Annotated in this window: 8 protein-coding genes; 4 read left to right on the top strand and 4 right to left on the bottom strand. The window is 70.0% G+C overall.

The annotated features are described in order from the left end of the window. Nucleotides 1-1,029, bottom strand: a 1,029-nt coding sequence (locus tag MJ797_RS08500; protein ID WP_239333474.1) for a HAMP domain-containing protein, incomplete at its 3' end; no start/stop codon positions are given. 252 nt (nucleotides 1,030-1,281) lie between these two features. Here MJ797_RS08500 and MJ797_RS08495 point away from each other — a divergent pair. From MJ797_RS08495 to MJ797_RS08480, 4 genes are all read left to right on the top strand, one after another. Continuing rightward, nucleotides 1,282-3,501 carry a SpoIIE family protein phosphatase gene (locus MJ797_RS08495; protein WP_239333472.1) on the top strand — a complete coding sequence of 740 codons (2,220 nt, stop codon included), beginning with the start codon at nucleotides 1,282-1,284 and terminating at the stop codon, nucleotides 3,499-3,501. A 230-nt stretch (nucleotides 3,502-3,731) separates the two neighbouring features. Further along, nucleotides 3,732-4,142 carry an ATP-binding protein gene (locus tag MJ797_RS08490; protein WP_239333470.1) on the top strand — a complete coding sequence of 137 codons (411 nt, stop codon included), beginning with the start codon at nucleotides 3,732-3,734 and terminating at the stop codon, nucleotides 4,140-4,142. 145 nt (nucleotides 4,143-4,287) lie between these two features. Continuing rightward, nucleotides 4,288-5,667 (top strand): cystathionine beta-synthase, encoded by a 1,380-nt coding sequence (locus MJ797_RS08485; RefSeq protein ID WP_239333468.1) that lies wholly within the window; start codon nucleotides 4,288-4,290, stop codon nucleotides 5,665-5,667. Continuing rightward, nucleotides 5,664-6,881, top strand: coding sequence for a cystathionine gamma-synthase (locus MJ797_RS08480; RefSeq protein ID WP_239333466.1), 1,218 nt, complete (start codon nucleotides 5,664-5,666; stop codon nucleotides 6,879-6,881). Before MJ797_RS08485 ends, MJ797_RS08480 begins: the two co-directional genes overlap by 4 nt. Before the next feature lie 38 nt (nucleotides 6,882-6,919). Here the strand turns inward: MJ797_RS08480 and MJ797_RS08475 are convergent, their stop codons facing one another. The 3 genes from MJ797_RS08475 to MJ797_RS08465 form a co-directional block, all read right to left on the bottom strand. Continuing rightward, a complete protein-coding gene (locus MJ797_RS08475; protein WP_239333464.1) occupies nucleotides 6,920-7,687 on the bottom strand; it encodes a hypothetical protein in 768 nt (255 codons plus the stop codon). Between the two features lie 3 nt (nucleotides 7,688-7,690). Beyond that, a complete protein-coding gene (locus MJ797_RS08470) occupies nucleotides 7,691-8,701 on the bottom strand; it encodes a DUF692 family multinuclear iron-containing protein (protein ID WP_239333462.1) in 1,011 nt (336 codons plus the stop codon). A 414-nt stretch (nucleotides 8,702-9,115) separates the two neighbouring features. Then, complete coding sequence (locus MJ797_RS08465; protein WP_239333460.1) at nucleotides 9,116-11,341, bottom strand: MMPL family transporter; 2,226 nt, start codon at nucleotides 11,339-11,341, stop codon at nucleotides 9,116-9,118. Nucleotides 11,342-11,612 lie beyond the last annotated feature (271 nt).

Genomic DNA, 11,612 nt, shown 5'->3' with positions numbered 1-11,612 from the left:
CACCTCGGCCGCGAACGATGACAGCTGGTCGACCATGGTGTTGATGGTGTGCGCGAGACCGGCGACCTCACCGCGGGCGTCGACGGTGATCTGCCGCGTGAGGTCGCCGCGGGCCACCGCGGCGGCCACCTCGGCGATACTGCGGACCTGGGTGGTGAGGTTGCCGGCCATGACGTTCACCGAGTCGGTGAGATCCCGCCACACTCCGGACACGCCCTTGACCTGGGCCTGGCCGCCCAGTTTGCCCTCGGTACCGACCTCCTTGGCCACCCGCGTGACCTCGTCCGCGAACGCCGAGAGCTGGTCGACCATCGTGTTCACGGTCGACTTCAGTTCGTAGATCTCCCCCCGGGCATCCACAGTGATCTTCTGGGACAGGTCACCCTGCGCCACCGCGGTCGTCACCTGGGCGATGTTGCGCACCTGGCTGGTCAGGTTCCCCGCCATCGAGTTCACCGACTCGGTGAGATCCCGCCACACCCCGGACACGCCCTTGACCCGCGCCTGGCCGCCCAGGTTGCCCTCGGTACCGACCTCCCGGGCCACCCGGGTGACCTCGTCGGCGAAGGACGAGAGCTGGTCCACCATGGTGTTCACCGTCGTACCGATCCGCAGGAACTCACCCCGCACCGGCTGACCGGCGATCTCCAGTGCCATGTGCTGCGAAAGATCACCTTCCGCGACCGCCGCGATGACCCGCGCGACCTCGTGCGTCGGACGCGCAAGGTCATCGATGAGGGAGTTGACCGCCTGGTTCGACATCGCCCAACCGCCCTCGAAGCCGAGATCGGCCATGCGCTCGGTCAGCCGGCCGTCCCGCCGGATCACCTTGCTCACCCGTTCCAGCTCGAGCGCGTGTCGCTGCTGGACACCGGCCAGCTCGTCGAAACGCTGTGCCAACGGTGCGCCACGGCCGGCCCGTTCTCCCAGCCGGACCGAGAAGTCACCCTCGCACAACGCGGTGAGAGCATCGAGCAAATCGCTGAAGAGGTGGTCGTCCACGGGCGCGGTTTCCGACACCATCGTCATGATGAAGCCCTCCAAACCCGCGTCCGCGGGAATCACTCATGTCTGGTCAACCACGGGAACGGTCCGGCAGCCGTTCATCGGGTATCCGGTGCTACTCGCCGCCAGTATCCGCCAAAGTCCGCTGGGTGGATATCGGCGGATCCCCATGCGCATGCCCGGTACCCGATTGACTGACCGACACGTCCCGACATCGTGCGGCCCTGGGCACAGCCAATCCCCCAGAGCTGGACAACACAGGAGACACTGACCGGCATGCCTCCCGTGCCCGGAGATGAGGGGCTCCGCCGCACCCTCACACTTCCACCGGTCACCGACTCGCCACGGTCGGCCCGGCGGTTCATAGTGGACGCGCTTCACGGCCGTGTCGACCCTGACCTCATCGACACCGTTCTGCTGCTCGTGACCGAACTGGTGACCAACGTCGTCATGCACGCCGGCACCGACGCGACGGTCGACCTCCGGTACGACGCCACCGGACTCGCCATCACAGTCAGCGACCGCCATCCCACGACACTGGGTGGCGTGTCGACCGCTGCCGGCTCCGACTGGCTGACGACGCCCGACGAGGCCACCGGCGGCGGGCAGACCAGGAAGATCGACAATCTGCGGGAGAACGGCCGCGGCCTCGCGCTGGTGGACGCCCTCGCCACCGCCTGGGGGACCGAACACGACCGGACCGGTAAAAAGGTGTGGTTCCGGCTCGACCTCCCCGTCGAGGGCGCTGGTCACCGCGGCGATCGCCTCGAGGCCCCCGTGCGCCCACCGCGGCGACCAGCGGCGGACCTCCAGCGGCCAGCACGGCTGCTCGCCCCCGGCCTCGCCGCCACGCTGTCGGCCGAGGATGAGGTCCGCGAACTGCTGACCCAGCTCATAGACGCGCTGCCGAGGGCCACCGCCGGCCTGGTCCGGCGGGCCGGCCAGGCCAAGAACACCGCGGAGGTGGTGGCGGCCGTCGGCCCGACCGGCGCGGAACGGGACGCCCGCCGGCTCCCGCTCGAATCCCGGGATGGAATCGTCGGGGATCTCCTGCTGTGGTCGCGGCCGCGGCCCCTGGCCACCGGCCCCGGCGACGGCTCCGGCGACGAGGCCGGGGACGGCGCCGGCTGCGGAGACGGCAGCGAGGACGGCGCCGACGAGCGGATCGCCATGGTCACCCGTTGGATGGCGTTGACGCTCGGCGGCGCCAACCTGCGCCGTGCCGAGGAGCGCCGCATCGGCATGCTTTCCTTTCTCGCCGAGGCGTCGGATCTGCTCGCTGGCAGTCTCGACACCGAACGCAGCCTGGCCCTGCTCGCGCGCCTACCGGTGCCGAGGCTGGCCCGCTGGTGCGCGGTGTACCTGCTGCGGGAGGACGGCGCGGTCAAGCTCGCCGCGGTCGGGCACGTTGACGAGGCCGAGGCCGCGGACCTGTCGGACTGGGCCGGCGACCCGGTCGGGCCGCTCGCCGCCCAGGTACGGGCGACGCTTGGCGACACGGTGCGCATCGCCACGATCAATGGCGCGCCGACGGTGATCACCGCGATGCGGGCCCGCCGCCGGGTGCTCGGCGTTGTCGCTCTCGGCCGGGCCATGGGCAACAGCTTCGCGGCCGACGAGATCGAGCTGTTCGCGGACCTCGCCCGCCGCGCGGCCTTCGCCGTCGACAACGCCCGGCTGTTCCGTCAGCAGGTGGAGGTTGCCGGCGCGCTGCAGGCCGGGCTGCTGCCACCGCGGCTGCCCAGTATCGACGGGATCGAGCTCGGCTCGTCCTATCGCGCGGCCCGCGCCGGGCTGGAGGTCGGCGGTGACTTCTTCGACCTCGTCCCGAACCCGGACGGCGGATGGACGATCATCATCGGTGACGTCTGCGGCAAGGGCGCGGAGGCCGCCAACGTGACCGGGGTCGCGCGGGCCGTCCTGCGGCTGCTGGTGGGACAGCGCAACAATCTTCCCGACATCATGATGGATCTCAACCGTGCGCTGCGGGACGCCGGCCACCCGGGCCCGACCGGCCAGGGACGCTTCTGCACGCTCGCCGCGGCCGAGCTGCGGCCGCCGGGCGAGCTCACGACCGCCTGCCTGGAAGACGGCACCGCTACCAGCGCGGTGGCCCCCACGGTGCCGGAACGGGTGGTCTCGATCTGCATGGCCGGGCACCCGCTGCCTGTTGTCGTACGCGCGGACGGGACGGCCATGTTCGTCGCGGAGCCGGGAACGCTGCTCGGAGTGCTCGATGACGACGACGTGGCTTTCCCCCAGGCACGGGTGGCGCTGACGGCCGGGGACGCGCTGGTCCTCTACACCGACGGGGTGGTCGAGGCCCGTCGCGGTCAGGAGCTGTTCGGCGACGAGCGGCTGCTGACGGCCGTGCGCGGCTGCGTGGGCATGTCCGCCCAGGGGATAGCCGACCAGGTGCGGGCAGCCGCCGAACGGTTCGCGGGTGGGCGGCTGCGAGACGATGTCGCGGTCGTGGTGGCCCGCATCCCGGGATAACCATCCGCGAACGATCGATGACGCTAGGACGACACGCGGTTGACAGCCAACGTTGATCAGTGACGAGAAGGGGAAATGTAGCTACGCTGCGTCATACATGACCAGCCGTCATCGACCGGTAGACCGGGAAAGGCCCGAAAGTGCTTGGAATGGCCCGCCTGTGGGTAGACGTACAGAGATGACATCGCCCAAATTTGATGATCTATCGGAACAAACGGGGGTAAACGGACATGGTGGCCCACGTGTCGTCGTTTCGGCCCTCGGCCACGCACCTGCTGGTCGAGCTTCCCCACGTATCCAGCGCGGTTCCGCAGGCCCGTCGCGTGCTGCGCGAGCAGCTCACCGCCACCAACCTGCCCGAAGATGCGGTGGGCACCGCGGAACTCCTGGTCAGCGAACTGGTCACGAACGCGGTGAAGTACGGCGAGCCACCCGTCTGGCTGCTGATCGAACTGCGGCCCGGCCTCGTGCACGCGTCCGTGTCGGATACGTCCGTCCTGTTGCCGCACCGCCAGCAGGTGGACCTCGGCAGTGAGGGCGGGCGTGGCCTGCTCGTCCTGGACGCTCTCGCGGGCAGCTGGGGCGCGGTGGCGGTCGACTCCGGCAAGTATCTCTGGTTCGACCTGCCCGTCGAGCCGTGACCATGGCGCGCGACCGCGGCTCGCCATGCGTTGTCCGCGCCAGCGGGCACCTTTGTGACCTCGGCATGCACCATGCCGGCAGCCGCTTGACGATCTACAATCCCTGTGCGGCCGGTGACTCCGGCGGTGACGGTGAGGGCAGACGATGCGTTTCCATGAGAACCTTGCCGCGGCGGTCGGCGACACCCCGCTGGTCAGGCTGAACGCGGTCACCGAGGGCATCGCCGCGCCCGTGCTCGGCAAGTTGGAGTATCTGAATCCAGGCGGCTCCGTGAAGGATCGGATAGCGCTGGCCATGGTGACCGCAGCGGAGAAAGCGGGGCAGCTCCGGCCGGGTGGGACGATCGTCGAACCGACCAGCGGAAACACCGGGGCCGGCCTGGCGGTCATTGCCGCCATCCGTGGTTACCGCTGCGTGTTCACGATGCCCGACAAGATCAGCGAGGAGAAACAGGCGGTCCTGCGCGCCTATGGCGCCCAGGTGCTGGTCTGCCCGACCGCGGTCGCCCCGGACGATCCCCGCTCCTACTACTCGGTCGCGCGCCGGATGGTCGCGCAGACCCCCGGCGCCTGGAGCCCTGACCAGTACTCCAACCCCCACAACCCGGCCGCGCACCACGCCACCACCGGTCCGGAGATCTGGGCGGCAACGGACGGGCGCATCACCCACTTCGTCGCCGGGATCGGTACCGGCGGGACGATCAGCGGAACCGGCGGGTACCTCAAGGAAGTCAGCTCCGGACGGGTGCAGGTGGTGGGCGCGGACCCGGAAGGGTCGGTGTACTCCGGCGGCAGCGGCCGCCCGTACCTGGTCGAGGGGGTCGGCGAGGATATCTGGCCGGCGACCTACGACCGGGCGGTGGTCGACCGGGTGGAGGCGGTCAGCGACCGTGACTCGTTCCTGATGACCAGGGAACTGGCCCGTCGTGAGGGCATCCTGGCCGGCGGTTCGTGCGGGCTCGCGGTCGTCGCCGCGCTGCGGGTCGCCCGGAAGCTGGACGCCGACGGTTGTGTCGTGGTGCTGCTGCCGGACTCCGGCCGGGGGTACCTGTCGAAGGTGTTCAACGATGAGTGGATGTACGACTTCGGCTTTCTCGACCGGCCGTCGGACGAGCCGACCGTCGCCGAGGTGCTGGTCCGCAAGGCGTCCGACGCCAGCGGGCCACCTGACCTGGTGCACGTACACCCTGATGAGACTGTAGGCGCGGCCATCTCCTACCTGCGCGAGTACAACGTGTCCCAGCTGCCGGTGGTAAGGCAGGAACCGCCGTTGCGCTCGGCCGAGGTGGCCGGCGCCGTCATTGAACGGGAGCTGCTCGACGCCGTGTTCGCCGACCGCTCCGCCGTCGACGCTCCGGTCGCCGACCACATGTCACCGCCGCTGCCCACGGTCGGTGCCGGCGAGCCGCTGTCGGTGCTGGTCACCATCCTGGGCACCGCCGCCGCCGCGCTCGTCCTCGAGGACGGCAACCCGGTCGGCATCCTCACCCGGTCCGACCTGCTCAGCTTCCTGGCGGCCGGATGAGCCGCCCGGACCGCCTGGGTGGTGCCCCGGGTGCCCTGGGCGGACAGGCTCAGGGCGGCTGGGCGGGCGCGGGGTTCGAGACGGTCGCGATCCACGCGGGCCAGGATCCGGACGCGGCCACCGGCGCGGTGGTCGTGCCCATCCACCCGGCCTCGACGTTCGCGCAGGATGCCGTCGGCGTCCCGCGTGGGGCCTACGAGTACGCCCGGTCGGGTAACCCGACCCGGGCCGCGCTGGAGACCTGCCTGGCCGCGTTGGAAGCAGGCTCGGTGGGCCTCGCGTTCGCCTCGGGGCTGGCCGCGGAGGATGCGCTGCTGCGCACCGTCTGCCGACCGGGCGACCACGTGATCATCCCGGCGGATGCCTACGGCGGCACCTACCGGCTGTTCGCGAAGGTGTTCGCCGAGTGGGGCGTGGAGTACACGCCCGTACCGCTCGGCGACCCGGATGCCGTGCGGGCGGCCCTGCGCCCGGGCCGAACGCGGCTGCTGTGGTGCGAGACCCCCACGAACCCGCTGCTCAGCGTCGCGGACATCGCGGTGCTCGCCAAACTGATCCATGCTGTCGGCGGCCTGCTCGCGGTCGACAACACCTTCGCCACCCCTTACCTCCAGCAGCCGCTGGCGCTCGGCGCCGACGTGTCGGTCCACTCGACCACGAAGTACCTCGGCGGGCACAGCGACGTCGTCGGTGGTGCCGTGGTCGTCGCCGATCCGGCGCTGGGCGAACGGCTGCGGTTCACCCAGAACGCCACCGGCGCGGTGGCCGGGCCGTTCGACGCCTGGCTGGTGCTGCGCGGGGCGAAGACCCTCGCGGTCCGGATGGACCGGCACTGCGCGAACGCCCGCCACATCGCCGCGTGGCTGGCGGCGCATCCGGCGGTGGCCACCGTGTACTACCCAGGCCTGCCGGATGATCGTGGGCACCGGGTGGCGGCCAGCCAGATGCGCGACTTCGGCGGGATGGTCTCGTTCGCCCCGTGCGGCGGTGCGGAGGCTGCGGTCGAGGTGTGCCGGCGGACGCGGGTGTTCACCCTCGCCGAGTCCCTCGGCGGGGTCGAGTCGCTGATCGAGCATCCCGGGCGGATGACGCACGCCTCGGCCGCGGGCTCGCCGCTGGAGGTGCCCGCGGACCTCGTCCGCCTCTCGGTCGGCATCGAGTCCATTGGGGATCTCGTCGACGACCTCGCCAACGCCCTGGCCGCCGTCACCTGAAAGCGGCCGGCCCGACGATGATCAGACCGCCCCGCCCGTCACCGCAGAACACCGGCCCGAGCCGCGTTGATGACCACCCGAAGCTGGTCGGCGTCCGCGGGAACCTCGGCCGCGCCGTCCCAGGACCAGCGCAGCGCGGTGACGTCCTCGCCCCGGAGGTAGATCCGCCGGCCCTCGTCCCCGACATACCAGGTGATGGCGGCGACCTGGGTCGGATGCGGGGTGAGCAGCGTGACGGCTTCGTTCCAGGGCACCTCGGCACAGCGCCGCCGCAGCTGGTCCACGGCATTGTCGTGGTCGAACGCGCACTCGCCGACCCAGGCTCCGGCGGCCAGCCGCATGGTGCCGGGGCCTCGATCGATACCAACCCGCTCGGTACCCAGACGGTGCAGGGCGAGCTCGAACCGGAACGCCTCGCGCACCCACTCCTCCCGGTTGCCGCACATCCACGTGTCCCGTAGATAGGCGGCGAAGGCGAGTACGGACAGCTCCGGCGCGGGAAAGTAGCTGCCCGGTAACGACCCACGGTGCTGCCACTGCTGGCTGCCCAGGAAGGCCTGCATCCCGGGTGTGCCCTCGGACGCGTAGAAGGCGAAGAAGGTCACCGGGAAGGCGTCGAGCAGGTCGGGACCGATCCGTCCACGCCGGCGGCACACGTCCCGGACGAACCCGCCGGAGCGGACGCACGCCCCGAGCAGGTCCGCTTCGTCCGCGGGCAGCGCCGCGAGGATGCCCGGGTGCCGTCCGGCCGGGGCGTACAGCGCGTCCCAGGTGGCTTCCATCAACCGCGGGTAGTCAATCGACATTGTTCAGCAGGCTCCCGAGGTGGTGTCCAAGGACGGCCCCGGGTGCCGCTCCCCGGGCAGCCAGCTGGGCAGCCAGCGGGGCAGTGCCGACGCCAGCTGGCAGATCGTGCGCACCAGCTCCGCCCGGGGCATCAGCTCACACTCGGCCATGAGCGCACGCAGGTTCCTCGCCCTCGGCACCAGCCGCGCGGCCAGCTCCCAGACCCCCGGCGAGACCGGGACGGTGTGGAAGTCCTCGAAAACCCGTTCCCCGCCCGGCAGTATTCGTTCGACCAGGCCGGCAAGGCGAATTTCGACGACCCGCTCCCAGCAGAAACTGTCGTCCGCCGGTTGCTCGAGCGGGCGGCCCTGCTGGCGGCGCAGCCCGTAGAGGTGACCAACGTCGATTGTGACCAGAGCACCGCTCCGCTCGACGATATCGGCCAGCAACTCGAGGATATCCGCGTTGCCCACGACAAACGGGTAGGGCGCATTCCCGATCGCAATCGGCCGGTCAATCACATCCTGGGCCTGGCGAACCCGTGACACGCACCAGTCGACGGCTTCGGGTACCAGCGGCATCGGCAGCAGATTATTGATCAGCGCTTCACCGCCGCGCACCCACATCGCCAGATCCGTGGTCACCCACGCGACGTCCAGCTCGTGCGCACGCCGGCGCAGCGCCCGCAGGACAGCGGTGTCCAGTGGCTCCGTACCGGCGAGGTCGAGGTCCATGGGATGCAGGGTCAGCGCCAGTCCCCGGCCACCGAGCAGCTCCTGCGCATACTGGGCGAGGTCAGCCTGGTCGGACAGAATCCCCAGGCTGTAGTAGCGGACGGGGGCGGCCGACCCGGCGGCGACCACGGCCGCGAGCCTCGCCGCCACGTCGTCGGCCACCGCCGCGGCAAGATCCAACTCAGTGCTGGCCTCGCAGCTGAACTCGACGCCCCGCGGCGCGGATCCGCCCCCCAGCGCCCGTGCCACCGCATCATCGGCAGGGGTGTCGCGGGCGGGGGTGTCGCGCACGATCGCCATCGGGGCCTCCACATCGGAACGGCATCGCCCACATCGCTGCCGCCCCGGGCACAGTTACAGTCCAGCCGAACTCGGCTGGATGAGGAGCGACCAACAACAGGGGTATAGATCAAGGAGCGGGGCTGGTGCGTGCATCGCCATGCGAAGGAGGCAGTCACCAGAGGCGCTGGGTGGCGGCCGACGGCAACAACGCTAAGACCCCGTACACGGTCATGACAAGACCCGTGACGGTGTCTCAAAGGAATTCGCCGAACGCCGGGAACAGCCGGGTGAAAAAGGACTGCCAGTAATCCTTGTCCATTCGTTCTGCTGTTTGCCCGGCTGCTGTCTGCCTGGCCAGAACCCTCGATATCACGGTTCCGCCCGCGCTCCCGACACGCCCAGGACGGCTACCGGTCCCAGGACGGCTACCGGCTATGGTGCGGCGGATGAGGCCGGAGCTGCCGGCGGGACCGGCGTCTCGGCCAGGCCGATCCGGGCGTGCAGGGCTCGCAGCGGCCTGGGTGCCCACCAGTTGGCGTTGCCGGCCAACCGCATGAACGCCGGGACCAGCACCCCGCGGATCACGGTGGCGTCCAGGACGATCGCCAGCGCCGTGCCGATGCCGAGCATCTGCAGAAAGGTGACCGACGAGGTCGCAAAAGCCACAAAGGTCACCGCGAGCAGGGCCGCAGCAGTGGTCACAATCCGTCCGGTGCGGGCAAGACCGGTCGCGACGGCCTCGGCGTTGTCGACCCCGCGATCGTGCTCCTCCTTGATGCGCGAGAGCAGGAACACCTCGTAGTCCATGGACAGGCCAAAGGCGGTGCAGAACAGCAGCACCGGCATGGACGTGTCCAGCGGCCCCGGAAGGAAGCCGAGCGCCCCGGCGAGATGGCCGTCCTGGAAGATCCAGACGGCGGCTCCGAGCACGGCGGTCAGCGACAGCACGTTGAGCACCAACGCCTTGATCGGCAGCACCACGCTTCCGGTGAACAAGAAGAGCAGCACAAATGTGGCGAGCGCGATCAGCCCGATGGCCAGCGGCAGCCGGTCCGCGATCGTCTGCTTGCCGTCGACGAGTACGGCCGACCGGCCGCCGACGAGCACCGACGTCCCCGCGGGCACGGCGGCTGCCCGGACGGCCCTGGCAATGTCCTGCCCTGCGCCGGAGGCGGGGTCGACCGCGGGGACCACCTCAAGGTAGGTGCGGGCGCCGACGGCGAACCGAGCGTCGGCGGGGCCAGCTGGCGCTGCCTGCCGGCCCGCGGCAAAGGTGCCGACCGCGCTGTTCACGCTGGCCACGTTCGGCAAGGCGGAAAGTTGACCTGCGTAGGTGGCCAATGCGGACCCGGCGGGGCTGGTTGAGCCCCCACCCGCCACGCCGGTCACGACGACGATCGTGGCCTCGGCGACGTCCGAGGAGAAGTCGGCCCGGATGATGTCACCGACCTGCCTGCTGGACGCGGTGTCACGCAGCACCCGGTCGTCCGGCCTGCCGAACGATACATGCAGGAAGGGGCTCCCGAGCGCGACAAGCAGTGCGATGACGGGTACGCCGACGATCACCGGCCGGCGCATGACCGCGGCGGCGATGGCGCGCCAGACCCGCGATTCGGCCGCCTGCCCCGAGCCGGGCCGTGCCCGACCGACCCTGAGCGCATTGACCCGCGGGCCGAGCAGCATGAGCATCGCGGGCACGACCACGATCGCGCTCAGCACCGAGAAAATCGTAACCGCAATGCCGGTGTAGGCCATCGACTTGAGGAAGAAGGGCGGGAACACCAGCATCACGGCGAGGGCCACGGCAACGGTGGCGCCGCTGAACAGGATGGTCCGGCCGGCCGTGCGCATGGTGGTCGCAACGGCATCGGCGCGTTCCGACCCCGCCGCGAGCTCTTCCCGGAACCGGCTCACCATCAGCAGGGTGTAGTCGATGCCGAGGCCCAGCCCCATAGCTGTGGTGAGGTTGACCGAAAAGATCGAGACGTCGGTGACGCTACCAAGGACGAAAAGGATGGCGAACCCGCCGAAGATGCCGACCACGCCGACGACCAGCGGCAGCAGCGCGGCGACGGCGCTACCGAAGGCCAGGACCAGCAGCACCATCGTGATCGGGATGGCCACCGACTCAGCCACGGCGAGGTCCTTCGTGACCTGGCTGTTGATGTCCTTGTCGACGGTCGCCAAACCGCCGGGAACAACGGAAACCGGACCGCCGCCGGCCGCGGCCTTCTCGTAGCCGGTCACAAGATCCTTGGCGCGGTCCTTGTTGACGACCAGGGCCACAACGAGCGCATGTCGGCCGTCCTTCGACCGTAACGCAGTGTCTCCGCCGTCCCAGTAGGAGATCACCCGATCTACGCCCTGCTCAGCGCCGAGCTCACGGGCGACCTCCCTGCCGGCGGTCGTCACCGCAGGGTCGTCGACCGTTCCCGACCTGGCCGTGACGAGGAGGAGCAGGTTGGGTCTGCCACCGAAGTATCTGTTCACCGCCTGTGCCGCCCGGGTGGACTCCGACCGCGGATCGTCGAATCCCCCGGTCAGCAACTTCCCGAACGCCCCGGCACCGGCCACGGCCATGGCGGCCACGACCAGCAGCGCCACCAATATGATCATCCTGGGATGGCGGGTGACGACCCGCGCGAGACGTGCGAACACCGGAGAACCCCCACAGAGTTGCCATCACCGTCGAGCACAGTGTCTACATATGCCCGATTGCCGATGGTTCCGGGTCTCCGGCCGGCAGGCCCGCGAATGCCCGCGAGCTCGCGCCGGCCGATGACCACGCCCACGGTTGACTCGACGTGACGGTTTTATACCGAACGCGTACCTATCGCCAGTGACCGGCGAGAACAGGGGAGCGTGACTGACGGCCGAGGTGCCGTCCGTCGGAAAACTCCATCTTCCGGACAGAAGCCCACCGCGAAGG

Origin of the sequence: Protofrankia sp. CiP3, assembly GCF_917627345.1 — a bacterium.
Taxonomy (GTDB): Bacteria; Actinomycetota; Actinomycetes; order Frankiales; family Frankiaceae; genus Protofrankia.
Note: the sequence above shows the minus strand (reverse complement) of the source record. Positions and strands in the feature narration are given on the sequence as shown.